The organism is Acinetobacter calcoaceticus (assembly GCF_900520355.1).
Taxonomy (GTDB): Bacteria; Pseudomonadota; Gammaproteobacteria; order Pseudomonadales; family Moraxellaceae; genus Acinetobacter; species Acinetobacter calcoaceticus_C.
This window is the reverse complement of the sequence record NZ_LS999521.1, coordinates 3,653,917-3,670,641: the sequence shown is the minus strand read 5'-3', so window position 1 is coordinate 3,670,641 and position 16,725 is coordinate 3,653,917. Positions and strand designations below refer to the sequence as shown.

General features: G+C 40.6%; 16 protein-coding genes. 6 read left to right on the top strand and 10 right to left on the bottom strand.

Going from position 1 to position 16,725, the window contains the following annotated elements; all coding sequences use genetic code 11:
• Nucleotides 1-19 precede the first annotated feature (19 nt).
• Together AC2117_RS17565 and AC2117_RS17560 are read right to left on the bottom strand one after the other, a co-directional pair.
• A complete protein-coding gene (locus AC2117_RS17565) occupies nt 20-1,588 on the bottom strand; it encodes a sensor histidine kinase (RefSeq protein WP_227549213.1) in 1,569 nt (522 codons plus the stop codon).
• 10 nt (nt 1,589-1,598) lie between these two features.
• A complete protein-coding gene (locus tag AC2117_RS17560; protein WP_042894320.1) occupies nt 1,599-2,234 on the bottom strand; it encodes a response regulator in 636 nt (211 codons plus the stop codon).
• A 212-nt stretch (nt 2,235-2,446) separates the two neighbouring features.
• Between AC2117_RS17560 and pbpG the strand changes: the two genes are divergently transcribed.
• The gene (gene pbpG, locus AC2117_RS17555; protein WP_133975774.1) at nt 2,447-3,493 is read left to right on the top strand and encodes a D-alanyl-D-alanine endopeptidase PBP7/8; all 1,047 of its coding nucleotides are present in this window, start codon (nt 2,447-2,449) and stop codon (nt 3,491-3,493) included.
• A 108-nt stretch (nt 3,494-3,601) separates the two neighbouring features.
• On the opposite strand, the gene thrC is transcribed toward pbpG, so the two are convergent.
• The 4 genes from thrC to xerD all read right to left on the bottom strand — a co-directional run bounded on the left by thrC (nt 3,602) and on the right by xerD (nt 8,221).
• The gene (thrC, locus tag AC2117_RS17550; RefSeq protein ID WP_133975772.1) at nt 3,602-4,741 is read right to left on the bottom strand and encodes a threonine synthase; all 1,140 of its coding nucleotides are present in this window, start codon (nt 4,739-4,741) and stop codon (nt 3,602-3,604) included.
• Between the two features lie 54 nt (nt 4,742-4,795).
• On the bottom strand, nt 4,796-6,097 hold the full coding sequence (locus tag AC2117_RS17545) for a homoserine dehydrogenase (protein WP_133975770.1): 1,302 nt from the start codon (nt 6,095-6,097) through the stop codon (nt 4,796-4,798).
• A gap of 244 nt (nt 6,098-6,341) precedes the next feature.
• Nucleotides 6,342-7,154 carry a DsbC family protein gene (locus AC2117_RS17540; RefSeq protein ID WP_133975769.1) on the bottom strand — a complete coding sequence of 271 codons (813 nt, stop codon included), beginning with the start codon at nt 7,152-7,154 and terminating at the stop codon, nt 6,342-6,344.
• Nucleotides 7,155-7,300: 146 nt separating this feature from the next.
• Complete coding sequence (gene xerD / locus AC2117_RS17535) at nt 7,301-8,221, bottom strand: site-specific tyrosine recombinase XerD (RefSeq protein ID WP_133975767.1); 921 nt, start codon at nt 8,219-8,221, stop codon at nt 7,301-7,303.
• 143 nt (nt 8,222-8,364) lie between these two features.
• Here xerD and AC2117_RS17530 point away from each other — a divergent pair, with 143 nt between their 5' ends.
• From AC2117_RS17530 to ftsW, 5 genes are all read left to right on the top strand, one after another.
• Nucleotides 8,365-8,628, top strand: a complete 264-nt coding sequence (locus tag AC2117_RS17530) for a FeoA family protein (RefSeq protein WP_016801736.1) — start codon at nt 8,365-8,367, stop codon at nt 8,626-8,628.
• Nucleotides 8,625-10,478 (top strand): ferrous iron transporter B, encoded by a 1,854-nt coding sequence (feoB, locus tag AC2117_RS17525; RefSeq protein ID WP_133975765.1) that lies wholly within the window; start codon nt 8,625-8,627, stop codon nt 10,476-10,478. The genes AC2117_RS17530 and feoB overlap by 4 nt, the downstream gene beginning before the upstream one ends.
• A 20-nt stretch (nt 10,479-10,498) precedes the next feature.
• Nucleotides 10,499-10,750 carry a DUF6587 family protein gene (locus AC2117_RS17520; protein WP_133975763.1) on the top strand — a complete coding sequence of 84 codons (252 nt, stop codon included), beginning with the start codon at nt 10,499-10,501 and terminating at the stop codon, nt 10,748-10,750.
• Nucleotides 10,751-10,910: 160 nt separating this feature from the next.
• A complete protein-coding gene (murD, locus tag AC2117_RS17515) occupies nt 10,911-12,257 on the top strand; it encodes a UDP-N-acetylmuramoyl-L-alanine--D-glutamate ligase (RefSeq protein WP_133975761.1) in 1,347 nt (448 codons plus the stop codon).
• Nucleotides 12,258-12,281: 24 nt separating this feature from the next.
• A complete protein-coding gene (gene ftsW, locus AC2117_RS17510) occupies nt 12,282-13,478 on the top strand; it encodes a putative lipid II flippase FtsW (protein ID WP_133975759.1) in 1,197 nt (398 codons plus the stop codon).
• Between the two features lie 51 nt (nt 13,479-13,529).
• Here ftsW and gluQRS read toward each other — a convergent pair whose 3' ends face one another.
• The 4 genes from gluQRS to AC2117_RS17490 all read right to left on the bottom strand — a co-directional run bounded on the left by gluQRS (nt 13,530) and on the right by AC2117_RS17490 (nt 16,659).
• Nucleotides 13,530-14,462: a tRNA glutamyl-Q(34) synthetase GluQRS gene (gene gluQRS / locus AC2117_RS17505; protein WP_133975757.1), complete on the bottom strand. Its 933-nt coding sequence runs from the start codon at nt 14,460-14,462 to the stop codon at nt 13,530-13,532.
• 2 nt (nt 14,463-14,464) lie between these two features.
• Nucleotides 14,465-15,004: an RNA polymerase-binding protein DksA gene (gene dksA / locus AC2117_RS17500; RefSeq protein WP_042894354.1), complete on the bottom strand. Its 540-nt coding sequence runs from the start codon at nt 15,002-15,004 to the stop codon at nt 14,465-14,467.
• A 210-nt stretch (nt 15,005-15,214) separates the two neighbouring features.
• Nucleotides 15,215-16,027 (bottom strand): 3',5'-cyclic-AMP phosphodiesterase, encoded by an 813-nt coding sequence (gene cpdA / locus AC2117_RS17495; RefSeq protein WP_042894358.1) that lies wholly within the window; start codon nt 16,025-16,027, stop codon nt 15,215-15,217.
• On the bottom strand, nt 16,024-16,659 hold the full coding sequence (locus AC2117_RS17490) for an NUDIX domain-containing protein (protein WP_133975755.1): 636 nt from the start codon (nt 16,657-16,659) through the stop codon (nt 16,024-16,026). Before AC2117_RS17490 ends, cpdA begins: the two co-directional genes overlap by 4 nt.
• Nucleotides 16,660-16,725: the final 66 nt, after the last annotated feature.

Below are 16,725 nucleotides of genomic sequence, written 5' to 3'. Positions count from 1 at the left end.
CAAAAACCTAATAAAAAAATCAATATATTATTGGGCATGCCATTCGGAAGCATGCCCCTTGTTTTTGCTCTACATACGTGAGCTTTGCATGGTTTGCCTCACAAAAACTATGAGACAAATATAATCCTAAACCAGTTCCATTAATTTCGGTACTAAAAAATGGTTTAAATAATTGAGATATATCACGTTTTGAAACACCTTCACCGTAATCGATCACATCAATATAGATTTTATTTGTTTGTGAATGAATGTTGATCAAAACATGGGGTGAATCAGGTGCATTATGTCGTAAAGCATTTCTGACAAGGTTAATCAGCACTTGTCTTAGTTGTTTCTCGTCAAATAATAATTTTAAGGATGAATCAGAGATTTTAAGCTGTATAGAATGTTTAACATCCGATAGATCTTCGTCTAATAATGTCTTTATGAAGTCGTTTAATTCAATCTGGATTGGGTGAGTTCTTTCGCTACTGGCAAGTCCTAATGTGTCTTGAACAATACTATCAATACGTTTTGTTTGCTTACCAATCATACGGCGTAAAGTATTTTGCTGCTCAAAATCACTATCTTTAAGTAATTCATTTGCCTGAACAATTGCTGCCAGAGGGTTGCGGATTTCATGTGCAATACTGGCTGAAAGTTGTCCTAAAGCGGCAAGTTTGAGTTGTTGAGCTTGCTGATTAATGTGTTGTGCATCTTGTAAAATGAGTAGCGTCAATGCCTGTTGTGGCACCACAAGATGCTGCACTTTAATATTAATAGAGTAGGCAGAAAGCTTTGATTCAAAAATAAATCGGTCACCTTCTTGTAAGTTACCAAACTTAAGAATTTCAAATAAATCGGGGTGCCATTTAGCTAAAGGATATTTTTCACTGGCAAATTGTGGCGGAATGCCTAACAGAGAGCAGGCAGCCGGATTACTTAGAACAATGTCATAGTTTTCATCTAGAACCAGATAACCTTCTTCAATTTGTTCCAAAATATAGCGGTTAATATTTTGTAGTTGATATAGTTCGATGGATTGGTGGAAAGTTAGCGCCTCAAGTAATTTAAAGCGCTGAACTGCAATTTGTCCGATGCCATGCACCACAAAAAATAAGAAGGCTAATAAAGCACTATTACCAATCGTATTTAGATTATTGTAGTCAAATAAACTACCGACAAAACGTTGGTAAATAACGGCAATGACCGCAAGTAATGTAATGAGTAAAGACATTCTTGCGCTGAGTAAAATTGCCGAGGTGAATATAGCAATAACATACAGCAAGCTGAGTTGTAGATTTGGCTCACCTACAGAAAATGTAAGTAAACTTAGGCAGATAACATCAACTACAAAAAATAAAATAAGCTGCTTTGTTGCCTGAGTTGCAACAAACTTAAAACACAAAAGCTGAAGAAGGCTTAATATGGAATAGCCAAGCAGTGTGTAAGAATATAAAGCGGGTTGCTGTAGACTATTGTCGATTTGAGCATCGGTTAAAACCAAAATAATATTGAGGCTAACCGCAATAATAAGACGATATAAACCATACCACGTGCCCAAACGAAAAATCGTATGGGACAACGATGAGTTTAAGGGAAATTGCATATAAGTCTGATTAGGGTTTGATCAGACCATAACGGATCGCAAGATGAGTCAGTTTAACGTCACTATCAATGGAGAGTTTTTCAAAAATACGGTAGCGATAAGTATTCACCGTTTTAACACTTACAAAAAGTTTGTCCGCAATTTCTTGAGCGCTAATACAATTTACAACCATCATTGCAACTTGCATTTCTCGTTCGGATAGAGCGTCAAAAGGTGATTGTTGTGTATCCGATAGATAGGAACTCGCCAACTGCTCAGCAATATCGGCACTGAAGTATTTGCCACCTTGCATGACTTTATTGATTGCCCGAACCATTTCTGTAATTGGAGCACCTTTAGTGATGTAGCCTTTAGCTCCTGCTTTAAGCAAAAGAGAAGGGTATGGTTCTTCTGATAAACCACTTACAGCAATAACTTTTGTATCTGGTGCACTTTGTAATAAACGACGTGTTGTCTCTACACCGCCGATGCCTGGCATATTGACATCAAGTAGCACAACTTGAGGATGTTTCTGACGAACTATAGCAATAGCTTCCTCACCAGACTCGGCCTGTCCAATTACTTCAACATCGGCATGATCTTCTAACATACGGCAAATGCCTGTACGTACCAGTTCATGGTCATCGACAACTAAAACTGTAATCAAGAAGACCTCCTTTCTTTCAAAAAACAAGTTTTTTGTTACATAAAGCAAAATTAGCTTGCAATGGGATGACAAAATTAGCAATCCTATTCTTATATAGTGAGCGAATAGTTGTGCACAATTGTGTCGGTAAAAGCGTTATACCTTATACCTCAAATGTAAGGCATAATTATAGTTAGCGCAAATGTGTATCACCCTGAGTCGAGTATTGTGCCGTGAAAAATTCTAAAAAGTCTTTAATGCATGTGCTAAGCATGTCTATTTTGCTTAGTTTGAGTTCAACAAGCTTTGCAGAACTCGTCAATAACCCGTCCTCAGGGAGTGGTGGGAGTGCAAGTTTAAATTGGTCTTCAGCTGACGCTAGTCAACTTTTGAATGATGAAGATGATGAGCCAACTATACAAGGGTCAACATCTGTAACTACAACTTTACGTGGTGGTAATGCACCTAAGGTTGTGGCATCTGCACCAAAATTTGCTCAAATCCGCGATACCTCTGGTTACAATGCCCAGCCGAGTGTAAGTGCTCGTGCCGCATTGGTGATGGATGCGCAAACTGGTGAGGTTCTTTATAGTAAAAATACGAATGCTTCTGTTCCAATTGCATCTATTACTAAACTTATGACAGCAGTGGTAACAGCAGATGCTCGTTTAAACATGTCAGAAGAAATTATGCTTGAGCAAATTGATTTTGCGGGGGCTGGCGGGAAAAATTCCAGCTCAACACTGCGTGTTGGCGACAAAATGAACCGCGCAGAAGTGTTGCTGTTTGCTTTAATGAAATCTGAAAATCCGGCAGCAGCGGCTTTAGCGCGTACTTATCCGGGTGGTCGTCCTGCATTTGTAGCTGCAATGAATTCTAAAGCACGTGCTTTGGGTATGACAGCTACCCATTATGTTGAATCTACGGGCTTACATCCACAAAATGTATCTTCTGCGCGTGACTTAGGAATTTTGGCGAGTACAGCATCTCAATATGGCTTAATTCGTCAATTTTCAACAACACCAACTTATGATTTTAACTTGGGTTATCGTGTGTTGAAATCTAACAATACCAATGCATTAGTGCGTAATGGTGGTTGGAATATTAACTTGTCTAAAACAGGTTATATCAATGAAGCAGGTCGCTGTGTTGTCATGCATACGACTGTAAACTCACGTCCAGCTGTGATTGTATTGCTTGGTGAGCCAAGTTCGCAAGCACGTAATAATGATGCAACTAACCTATTGAGTTGGTTGAGTAATTTACCAAAACATATTTAATTTAAATATTTTAAAAACGCTTCGATCAAGAAGCGTTTTTTTATAGCTATTAAAAAAGACATAAAAAACGGCTGTGTTGAACAGCCGTTTTTTATTAAAACTTAGAATTTACATATTAGATAAAATCGAATCTTTGACTTGGCTCATTGTGGCATCAATTGACAACATGACTGCATCGGCACATTGCTTGATTGCTGTGTCTGGATCTTTCAAGCCATTACCTGTTACGGTACAAACAATCACAGAACCTTCAGCAATTTTACCCGCTTTAATATCACGGATTGCACCACCAATAGAGGCAGCAGATGCAGGCTCAACAAACACACCTTCATACATAGAAAGTAAACGCTGAGCTTCTAAAATTTCGCTGTCTTGAAGTTCATCAAACCAGCCTTTTGAGTCGCGTACTACCGCTTTTGCATGGTTCCAGCTTTGTGGATTACCAATACGGATTGCAGTTGCAACTGTTTCTGGGTTTTCAACTGGAGCACCACGTAAGAATGGAGCTGCGCCAGAAGCCTGATAACCTACCATTGTTGGTAAACCTTCAGGTTTTGGACCAGTAAACTGATCTGTTGCTGCGTCATAAATAACTTGTTCAAACTGATCAGCAGGTTGATTCGCTACTGCTTCAGTATAGCCCATCCAGTGAGCTGTGATGTTACCCGCGTTACCTACAGGTAAGCAGTGATAATCAGGTGCACGACCTAAAGCTTCAACAATCTCGTAAGCAATAGTCTTTTGACCTTGCAAACGGTAAGGGTTGATTGAGTTTACAATCGTTACAGGCGCTTGATCAGCGACTTCTTTTACAAGACGCATACCATCATCGAAGTTCCCACGGATTTGCATAGTGATCGCACCATACATCATCGCTTGAGCCATTTTACCCATTGCAATTTTGCCTTCTGGAATCAAAACAAATGCTTTGATACCTGCACGTGCAGCATAAGCAGCAGCAGCAGCAGAAGTGTTACCAGTAGATGCACAGATAATCGCTTTAGAGCCTTCTTCAACCGCTTTGGTTACAGCCATGGTCATACCACGGTCTTTAAATGAACCAGTTGGGTTTAAACCCTCATATTTCACATAAATTTCAACATCTTTGCCAATAATACGTGGAATATTCTCTAGTTTAATGAGTGGGGTGTTGCCTTCACCCAAAGAGATAGCACGAGTAGTTGCCGAAACTGGCAAACGGTCATGATAACGATCTACAAGACCAGTATAACGATTGGCATTAGACATGATGGTGTTCCAATTAAAGATGAAGCGGGAGAGGGAGTCTTTCCCTCAACCTGATTAACTATCGAGCGATTCTAAACGAATTCTTACGATTTCGCCACGAATTGCGGGTAAGGCTTGAATTTGTGCAAGTGCCTCATCCATCTTAGATTCAACGATTGGATCGGTCAGAATCACGATTGGAATGAGGTCTTTTAAACGAGATTGTTGCATAATGGCATCAATACTAATTCCAGCACGGCTTAAGATGGTCGTGACATCTGCAAGTACACCAGTTTGATCTTCTGCATTTATGCGGATGTAATAACCTGTGGTCATTTCTTCACGGCTTAAAATTGGCACATTTGTTAATGCTTCAAAAGCAAGTTGAGGAATCGTCCCTGCACCATCTTCGGTATAAGAGATGTCACGGACAATATCAATTACATCGGCAACAACAGCAGAAGCAGTTGGACCAGCACCAGCACCAGCGCCGTAATAGAGTGTAGGACCTACAGCATGCGCTTGAACTAAAACAGCATTTTTAACGCCATTTACATTCGCAATAAGCTGCTCATCTGGAATGAGTGTTGGGTGAACGCGTAGTTCAATACCCTTTTCAGCACGACGTGCAATTCCTAGGTGTTTAATGCGGAAACCGAGATCTTCGGCATATTTCACATCTTGTGCGGTAATTTTGCTAATACCTTCGGTATAGACTTTATCGAACTGAAGAGGAATACCAAAAGCACAAGACGCTAAAATTGTAAGCTTGTGCGCAGCATCAATACCTTCAACATCAAAAGTTGGATCTGCTTCTGCATAACCAAGTTCTTGAGCTTCTTTTAATACATCATCAAATGCACGGCCTTTCTCACGCATTTCGGTCAGAATAAAGTTGCCTGTACCATTAATGATGCCTGCCAACCATTGAATATGGTTTGCAGCAAGGCCTTCGCGGATGACTTTAATAATTGGAATACCGCCAGCAACTGCTGCTTCATAGGCAATTTGTACAGCATTATCTTCAGCTGCTTTAAATAATTCATTGCCATGTTCAGCAAGTAAAGCTTTGTTTGCGGTCACGACTTGTTTGCCGTGTTTGATCGCTTCCATGATAACTTCGTAAGCAGGGTGTATCCCGCCCATCACTTCAACAACCATATCAACATCTGGTTGACGAACGATATCAAGTAAATCTGCGCTTTGTTTAATCCCTTCCAGTTCAAGATCTGGACGAGGGCGACGTGTTCCAACGTGGGTAATTTGAATTTCTCGACCGGTGCGACGTTTAATTTCAGCGGCATTTTCTTGTAGTAGTTTAAGGGCTCCTCCACCTACGGTTCCTAGACCGAGTATTGCCAGGCGAACTGGTTTCACGTCACACTCCATATCATCATTTAATCATTTAGTTGAAGCTAGATCATAGCTAAAAAAAACGCCAGACTCTAGCGCTTTTAGTGCCTGTTCAATGAATTAGAGTGCGATGTTTGGAAAAGAAGAGTAGATCAGTCTTTAAACACCGATAGGTAAAGCATTATTTATTGAAAAAACAAAGCGCTGCAATGAGAGCAGCGCTTTTTGTAAGAGAATGATGATTAATCATTCATCAACTTTAAGTAGATTATTTATCCAGACGTTTAATTAATTCATCTGGTGTTAGGTATCCACCCAAGTACTCGCCATCAGCATTGTAAATAGCAGGTGTACCATTTACACCCATGTTTAAGCCAAGTTGATATTGCTCTCGAACAGGGTTCTTACATTGAGCAGGAGGGATGTTAATGCCCTGTACTGCTTGATTAAATGCAGCTTTACGATCTGCGCTACACCATACAGCTTCCATGGTCGGCATAAATTGTTCACCGCGTGGCCAAGCAATATAACGTACCTCAATACCCTTTTCATTAATTTCGGGTATGTGCTCATGTAGCTTATGGCAATAAGGACAACTTGCATCGGTAAACACATAGATCACGTGCTTAGCCTTACCTTTTGCAGGGTAGACAATAAGATCTTCATTTTTTAAAGCAGCAAGATGCTTTTTATTTTCTGATGCTTGAAGTGAGTCACCAATATTATGAAGCTCTTTGCCTCCTAATCGGATTACATCACCTTGAATTAAGTATTTTCCATCACTGGTCGTATAAACCGATGTCATCCCTTCGAGATTTACCCAATATAAATTAGGCACTTCAGTTGGTTTGATATCTAAAATTTTGGCGTTGATATTTGCATTCTTAAATTGTTTTTGCAAAGTTTCGATCAAACGCTGCTTGGCATTACGCTCGATAATGGTTGAAGCTTCCCCTGTAGCAGGTGCAGTCGCTGTGAGCGCATCTTCTTTTTGTGGTTTGTTTTCTTTAGAACAAGCACTGAACAAAAGGCTAGATGCCAAAGTACAGGCAAGAAAAATTTGAGAACGGGTAAAAGACATAGATAACCCTTATTTCATCAGTATTTATAGTCAGAAGCTGCTAAGCATACCAAAAAATCTAACGTGTATTGTTAAAAATTTCTTAACCTTTGTGAACGAAATCAAGCGATTGATATGAAATACTTGAGTGGGGCCTGAAAGCTTTATCATCCTCTAGGGTGATGTTTTTCATGTAATTGTTGCATTCTGACTTGTGCAACATGCGTATAGATTTGTGTTGTAGATAAATCGCTATGACCCAGTAACATTTGCACGACGCGTAAGTCAGCACCATGATTGAGCAAATGTGTTGCAAAAGCATGACGTAAGGTATGAGGTGAGAGTTCAGCTTGAATATTGGCTTGAAGCGCATAGCGTTTAATGGCATACCAAAAGTTTTGTCGACTCATGATCCCGCCATGTTGGGTTAAAAAGAGATAGTCAGTCGAGCTTTTATAGAGTTGAGGCCGTGCAATATTTAAATAACGTTCTACCCACTCACAGGCGAATTGTCCTAGCGGGACCAAGCGTTCTTTATTGCCTTTACCTGTAACCCTTAAATAGCCTTGTTTTAAATTAATGAGTTCCATACGCAAGTTAAGTAGTTCTGAAACACGTAAGCCACATGCATAAAGTACTTCAAACATTGCTCGATCACGTAAGCCAAGTGCAGTATTGATATCTGGTGCTTGAATTAGTGATTCGACATCTTCTTCAGATAGATCTTTGGGTAATGCCCGACCGATTTTAGGAGAGTGGTGGGTCGCAACCGGATTGTCACTCCGTAACTTCTGTTCACGTAAAAATTTGTAAAACTGACGTAGGGCAGATAAACACCGTGCAATCGAGCGGGGACTTTTTCCTGCTTTGGTCAGTTCAATAAGAACATCGGCAATATCATCACTTGACCATTGTGGAAGCGCATTTTTTTTATGGAGTTCACTGCATTGAATGAGGTCAGATAAATAAGCATTACGTGTATGTGGACTCACTGTCTGGGCAACGAGATAGTCGCGAAAACCTTGTAAAAAGCTTAAATGTTCTGGAATTTGAACTGGGCTTGGAATACGCGGTTTTTTATTTAACATACACTACATCCTCTAAACCTCTGTACTGTAAAAGAAACTTTAAGGTTTGTCGATTAAACTAAATAGGAAGTGAAATTTAACCTTATTTGGTAATTATTCTCATTTATATGTATACTATTAAAAAAGGTTTAGGATCGGATGCGGTGCGTTTATCAGCTTTAAAAGTGAAGCAAGCGGCGACCATCAGCAAAGTGAATCGGATATCAGTAGAGTCCGAGCAGCAGGATTTGGTCGCAATTCGTTTGGAAAGTCTGGGCTTTGTGCCAGGCACACGAGTGGAAGTGATTACCAAGGGTATTTTTGGTGGTGATCCGATCTTGATCCAAATTGGCTTTACTCGTTTCGCTTTGCGTAAAGCAGAAGCGGACAAAATCGAAATTCAAGTAGAAGAAGGAGTACCCGCATGAGTGATGCGTTACGTATTGCCCTTGTGGGAAATCCGAACTGTGGTAAAACCTCTCTTTTTAACCATTTAACTGGAACTCGACAAAAAGTCGCAAACTATGCGGGTGTAACGGTCGAGCGTAAAGTAGGCCATTTTCAGTTACCTTCAGGGCGTGCAGTGCGTGTACTCGATTTACCGGGTACATATAGTCTAAATGCAACTAGTCCTGATGAAGTCATTACCCGTGATGTTTGCTTGGGTAGGATTGCCGAAGAAGGTCAGCAAGATGCTTTTTTATGTGTGGTCGATGCGACTAACTTAAAATTGCATTTAGGACTAGTGCTTGAAATGATCGAGCTTGGTCGTCCGATTTTACTCGTACTGAATATGATGGATGAAGCGCGTCGTCGTGGCATCCAAATTAATACTCAAAAGTTATCTCAACGTTTGGGCGTAGCAGTCGTTGAAACAGTTGCTGTTCGTAATGCGGGTATTGAAAATTTATTACATGCCCTTGATCAAGAAAAATACAGTGTGCCACAAACAGAACTGAGTGGTTTGACTGGGACGCATCATCAAAAAATCGATATGATTTTTAAAGATGTTGTTCAATATGTCGATCAGGGAGATAAGCGTACTGATTTTCTAGATCGAATTTTCTTACATCCAGTTTTAGGCCTACTTAGCCTTGCTCTCATGATGTTTATTGTGTTCCAAGCAGTTTTTGCTTGGGCAGCTCCGTTCATGGATGGCATTGAAGGCTTCTTCGGCTGGTTGGGTGAAGTAGTAGGAACTGTGATTACACAGCCACTACTGCATAGTTTGGTTGTTGACGGAATTATCGCGGGGGCAGGTGGCGTAGTTGTGTTCTTGCCACAAATTTTAATCTTGTTCTTCTTCATTTTAGTATTAGAAGAATCAGGTTATTTACCGCGTGCAGCATTCTTGCTTGATAAATTAATGTTTCAAGCTGGCTTAAGTGGGCGAGCTTTTATTCCTTTACTTTCAAGCTTTGCCTGTGCAGTACCGGGAATTATGGCAACGCGTAGTATTAGTGACCCTCGTGATCGTTTTACGACCATTATGGTTGCCCCTTTAATGACCTGTTCGGCACGTTTGCCCGTATATGCTTTGCTTATTGCAGCATTTATTCCAGAGAAAATGATCTGGGGTATTTTCAACTTACAAGGTTTAGTGCTATTCGGTCTATATATGGCGGGTATTGTGAGTGCTCTTTGCGTTTCATTTTTAATGAAGTTTTTGCAAAAAGATAAGTCACAGCATGCTTTACTGCTAGAGCTACCGAGTTATCGTTTCCCCGATTTAAAAAGTGTGGGAATCGGTTTGCTAGATCGCGCAAAGATCTTCTTGAAACGTGTTGGTGGAATCATTTTTGCGCTTTCTATCCTGCTCTGGTTTTTGTGTACTTTTCCGCAGCCACCTGAAGGGGCGACATTACCTGCGATAGATTATAGTTTTGCCGGTATGCTCGGGCATCTTATTCAACCTGTATTTGCTCCAATCGGTTTTAACTGGCAAATCTGTATCGCTTTAATTCCAGCAATGGCAGCGCGTGAAGTTGTAGTCGCAGCATTAGGTACGGTTTATGCCTTGTCTGCAACGAGTGACGATGCTGTAGCTCAAGGTTTGTCACATCTGATTAGTGCAGATGGCTCGGGTTGGTCCTTGGCAACAGGATTGTCGCTTTTAGTGTGGTTCATTTATGCACCACATTGTTTGGCCACATTGGCAACGGTACGACGTGAAACAGGTTCATGGAAACATGTTGCTGTCATGACTGCATATCTGTTCGGCTTGGCTTATTTGGCATCGTTTGTTACCTATCAAATTGCTTCCCACTATTGGGGTTAAGGCAAGAAAGGAGGTTGTACATGATTCAATATCTGATTATTGCGGTTTTAGTGAGTTGGAGTGCTGTTGTTGTTTTTAAGAAAGTATTTCCAAAAACAGCAAATTCAGTCTTTTCTACACTATCTGCATTTTGTGAAAAGCAGGGTTGGACAACCTTAGCAAAATGGCTTAAGCCAAAAATGACCTTTGGTTGTGCTGGTGGTTGTGGTTGTTCAAGTGAAGATAAACCTACGAATACAGTTCAAGAAATTAAGCCGATTAAATGGCAGTAAATTTAGTATTTCTTGTTTCGTCTAAAAAGCCATCATATTGATGGCTTTTTTACGCACTGACACAAAAAAAGATGAATAAAGTTCAAACTGAAAAAGCATTCAAAACAGCAAAGTGCTAACATTTTTGCCATTCTGTCGATTGATAAATTGTGGGGCAAAAATGTTAATACAACGTGGTGGATTAAAAGTTGTCGCAGGCTTGGGAATATCAGGCGTTTCTGCTGTTAATTTCCTGCATGAACAAGGCTACCAAGTTGCAGTAACGGATTCTCGTCCCACACCCCCAGGCTATGACCAGATTCCAGCTGGCGTTAAAACCAGTTTCGGTCAACTTGACCAAGAATTATTATTACAAGCAGAAGAAATTATTTTAAGCCCAGGCCTTGCACCGCAATTACCAGAAATTCAGGCAGCTATTGCTCAAGGGATTTCAGTCGTAGGCGACATTCAATTATTACGCCGCGCTACCGAAGTACCTATTGTAGCGATTACGGGTTCTAATGCGAAAAGTACAGTAACGACTTTAATTGGCTTAATGGCTAAAGATGCAGGTAAGAAAGTTGCCGTTGGTGGAAACCTTGGACGTCCAGCTCTAGACTTACTAAAAGACCAACCAGAGTTGCTTGTACTTGAGTTATCAAGTTTTCAATTAGAAACCACGTCTCATTTAAATGCTGAGGTTGCTGTGGTTCTTAACATGAGTGAAGACCATTTAGATCGTCACGGCGATATGTGGGGTTATCACCAAGCAAAACACCGTATTTTCCAAGGCGTTAAAAAAGTTGTATTTAACCGTGATGATGCTTTAAGTCGTCCTCTTGTTCCAGATACAACACCAATGCAAAGCTTTGGTCTAAATGCTCCGGACTTAAATCAATATGGCGTTTTAAGAGATGGCGATGGTACGCTTTGGCTTGCGCGAGGCCTACAGCGTTTAATTAAAAGCTCGGATTTATATATTCAAGGCATGCACAACGTAGCCAATGCTTTAGCTTGTTTGGCATTAGGTGAAGCAATTGGCTTACCGATGGAATCTATGCTTGAAACGTTAAAATTGTTTAAAGGATTAGAGCACCGCTGCGAGTTTGTCAAAACCGTAGATGATGTACGTTATTACAATGACTCTAAAGGAACTAACGTTGGCGCTACACTTGCAGCAATTGATGGTTTAGGCGCTGCGATTGAGGTTAAAAAGGGTAAGGTTGCCTTGATTTTAGGTGGGCAGGGCAAAGGTCAAGATTTTGCTCCATTACGTTCTTCTATCGAAAAATATGCCAAAGTTGTGGTATTGATTGGTGAGGATGCTTCAGTTATTGAACAAGCAATTCAGGGTGCAACCAAAATTTTGCATGCAGCAACGCTCAAAGAAGCTGTAGAGCTGTGTCAACGTGAAACACAAGCTGAAGATGTGGTGTTGTTATCACCAGCCTGTGCAAGTTTTGATATGTTTAAAAGTTATAACGACCGTGGTCAGCAGTTTGTTGCCTGTGTCAATTCGTTGGTTTAAAGAAAATATGATTAGGAATGTTGTATGGCAGGCTTAGCTCAGACCACAATCCAGAAAATCAATCATTGGTATGAACGGATATTGCCTAAATGGCCAGCGGAAGTGACGCCACGTAATGTCCTGATTTTCTGTGTCGTTGCATTGTTGTGTATCGGTTCAGTGATGGTCGCATCCGCTTCGATGCCCTATGCTGAATATATGCATGAAAACCCGTTTCACTATGTGATTCGTCATGGTATTTCGATTGTCGCTGCGGCTGTGGTGGCTTATTTGACCTATCGGATATCACTCAATACGTGGTTTAAAAATACTTTCCCGTTGTGGTTGTTGACCATGGTTCTGTTGCTTGCTGCTTTGGTGGTGGGTTCAGAAGTCAACGGTTCTACACGCTGGATTAAGATTGGTGGTTTTACTTTACAGCCAACAGAGGTTGCCAAAGTCATGATGGCGATCTTTACCGCAGACTACGTTGTTCGCCGTGCCAAAGAGGTTCGTACCCACTGGAAAGGCTTATTACGTTTAAGTGGGGTCATGGCAATTACGGTTGGTTTAATTATTGCTGAGCCTGACTTGGGTGCTACGATCGTAATTGTATTGATGATGGTCGGAGTATTCTTTTTAGCTGGTGCGCCGCCAACACAGTTCTTAATCATGCTTGGCGCGATTGTAACCGGTATTGTGTTTTTGATTTTGTTTGAACCCTACCGTTTCCAACGTTTGATTTCGTTTACTGACCCATGGGCAGATCCATTAGGTGTAGGTTACCAGTTATCAAATGCTTTAATGGCCTTTGGTCGTGGTGAATGGTTTGGTACAGGTTTAGGGCACAGCGTACAAAAACTTTCTTATTTGCCAGAAGCACATACTGACTTTATGTTGGCTGTTTTAGGTGAAGAGTTTGGTTTTGTAGGTATTTCTATTGTCATTATATTATCTTTCTCGATGCTAGCATGTTGTATCAAAATTGGTCATCGTGCATTGAAACATCATTACCTTCGCGCAGGTTATTTGGCTTACGGCATTAGTATTATTTTCTTGCTCCAGATTTTAGTAAATGCGGGCATGAATATGGGTTTGATGCCGACTAAAGGCTTGACTCTGCCATTTATTAGTTATGGTGGTACATCTTTAATGATGTGTGCTGCGATGATTAGCTTGATCTTAAAGATTGATGCTTCAACACAAGAAGTAAACCCTGAAAGGGAAGAATCAAACTTCTAGTTGAGTATTTTGGCATTAGAAAACCCGATTTGATATCGGGTTTTTTTATTTTTATAGATAGGTTCCGTTCAGCTGCTCTACATGTGGAATTAAATCTACATTCCACTGCGTTACTGCCTGTTTGAGCATAACTTTAGGCTGGTCTAAATCAACGTTAGGTTGACCTAGTGCTTGTATTGCTTGTTGCAGCAATTGAGGAGCTTTTGACAAATCGAGTGCTTGAGCAAGGTTTTGCTTAGAAAGCTTTTGTCCTTGATCATTCATGGCGAGGGGAAGGTGCATATAGCTCAGTTTAGGGTAACCTAAGAGCTCACCAAGCCAGATCTGACGTTCAGTGTTATCTAATAGGTCTGCGCCTCGAACGACATGGGTGATGCCTTGCAAATAATCATCAACGACTACGGCAAGTTGATAGTTAATAATCCCGTCACGGCGTTTAAGAACAAAGTCTCCAAGGTCATGTTGCAGATTAGAACAATGAAGTCCTTGTAGTCGGTCATTAAAACAGATTTGTTGATCTTGAACTTTTACCCGAATGGCTTGGTCTTGGAAATCAAGATTTAGATTGCGACAAGTCCCTGCATAGATTGCATTTGAGCCCAGCATTTTGCGCGTACATTGACAAGCATAGATAAGACCCTCTTTTTTAAGTTGGTCTAATACACTTTCATAAATGTCTAAACGGTTTTTTTGAAAGATGATTTCTGCATCGGGTTCAAACTGGAAGGCTTCTAGTGATGTGAGAATATGATCTTCACTGCCCGGATAAATACGAGGGATATCTGTGTCTTCGACACGAACGAGCCATGTGCCATGATGGGCCTTTGCATCACAATAACTGGCAACGGCAGTAATGAGTGATCCAAAATGCAAAGGGCCGGTTGGCGATGGCGCAAACCGGCCTGAGTAGCGAATCAGCGAAACATCGTTTCGCTGTTGCGCAAGAGTCGAGCTGTGCTCGACTGGAGGATTCTCAACAGTCACAATTAACCGTTATTTTGCTTCTCTTTGATTTCTGCCAAAGTTTTACAATCAATACATAAAGTTGCCGTTGGACGTGCTTCTAAACGACGTAAGCCGATTTCGATACCACACGTTTCACAGAAACCATAGTCTTCATTTTTAATTGCTTCCATAGATTGTTCGATTTTACGAATTAACTTACGTTCACGGTCACGTGTACGCAATTCAATTGCAAACTCTTCTTCTTGGGTGGCACGGTCATTCACATCGGGCAATGCAGTCGATTCGTCTTGCATCGTATTCAACGTACGATCAACTTCAGACATCAATTCAGCTTTCCATGCTTGCAGAATTTGTCGGAAATGCTCGAGCTGTCCTTCAGACATGTACTCTTCATTTTTCTTAGGTTGATAAGGTGCAATACCAAATAAACTTGCAGTTGTGCCTATGTCAGAAGTTTTAGGTTTCACTTTACGTGCACGTTTCACAGCAGAAGCTTTTTCACCTTCTACTACAACTTCTGTATGTTCATCCAAAACTTGGTTGTGGTTGTCATTCGCCATAATAGGGCATTCCTCATCATACACGTATTATCTATACGCAAAAAATATGGTGATATGCAAGTGTTTTTATAGAAAACCATCGATGGATTTTACCATCGGGTCGTCATCATATAGATTTTTCCTGCAAGATGATAGTCATTCCGACCCGTAAATATTTTCAAAACATGTTTAGCCTAGTCATAATTGCATATAAGCATATAAAAAATAGAGCTAATAGCCTGAAATATCAGTATTTATAAGGCCCTGAAAATTTTCAAGACGGAAGACTTCTGTTTCAAAACTACCATCGTTTTTTAGACGAATGTAACGGTAGCCGGGAGCATTTTGGTCTAGGGCAAACTCATTACTAAACGGTTTGAACTGAACGCTTGTTGAGGGGGTCGAGAAAAATTCGATCCCTTGCCAAGTGTTTAGGGAGTCTTGGTGAACATGCCCGCAGACTAAAGCTTTTACATTTTTAAATGGAGCTAATGTTGTAAGCAACGCATTAGAATTTTGTAACTTGTGATGATCAATCCATTTAGATTTCATTGCGAAAGGATGATGATGACAAGCCAGCAAAATAGGGTTATCCGAAAATTCTTCGAGTAATGTCGCTAAATTTTGTAGTTGTTCTGGCGACAGGTGTCCATCAATCTGACCTTTTACCGCACTATTTAATAAAATAACACGCCAGTTTCCTAAGCAAATGACCACAGGTTCCTGATGGTTTTCTTTATGCAATGGAAAATGGTCAACATTATCATGATTACCCAGTGTCTGAAAAAATGGCAGCCCTAACGTTTGCATATATTGAATATAACGTTTGTATGTAATAGGCGTTGGTGCTTGAGCCAGATCTCCAGTATGGATAATGGCATCAGTTTCAGGATGTTTTTTCAGGATCTGTTGAATAATGGCATGAAAACTTTCTTCAGGATTCATCCCCACAAATTCTAAATGTGGATACTCCAATAAGTGGGTATCGGTAATTTGTATAATGACATGGTCTTTTTGTGAAAGTGTTGAGACTTGAAAAGTCACCGTCCTACCTCGTCGGATTTTATTATCGTTGTGATGTGTTGAGATAGCCATTGTAACGCCATAATGACAGGGGCATTTCTCAAACGTCCTTGACTTAATAATGTTGATATTTCGCTGTAGTCAAACAGGTGTAAAAGAATATTTTCACCTTCATCAGACATGCCAAAAACTCCGCCTTCTGATGGTAAGTCTGTTTCGGCAACATATAAATGAAATATTTCTGAGCATGCCCCTGCAGACGGATAAAAGCTGAATAGATGTTGTACATGATTAATGGTACATCCAGACTCTTCAAGCGTTTCACGGCGAATACAGCTTTCAGGAGTCTCATTTCCATCTAATACACCTGCAATGATTTCCAATTGCCATGGTGAATAGGCGTCATTAATTGCGCCAACCCGAAATTGTTCAATCAGTGCAAATTGTTGTCTTTGATCGTTGTAGAGTAGAACGCCAGCTGCTTCAGGGCGATGAATAAGTTCACGCTGCAATACATGAGTATATTCAGGCTGATTAAATAGACGATGTCGAAGGCTGACTTTTTCAACTTGAATAAAACCACGGAATAGAGATTCGCGCGATGTTACTTCGACATCTTTAGATGTATAACTTGGACGTTCAACAATACTCATGATTCGATCAGGACGAAATCTATTTATTTCATCCTAACCGAGAATCATGGCTAGGCAAGTGTTTTT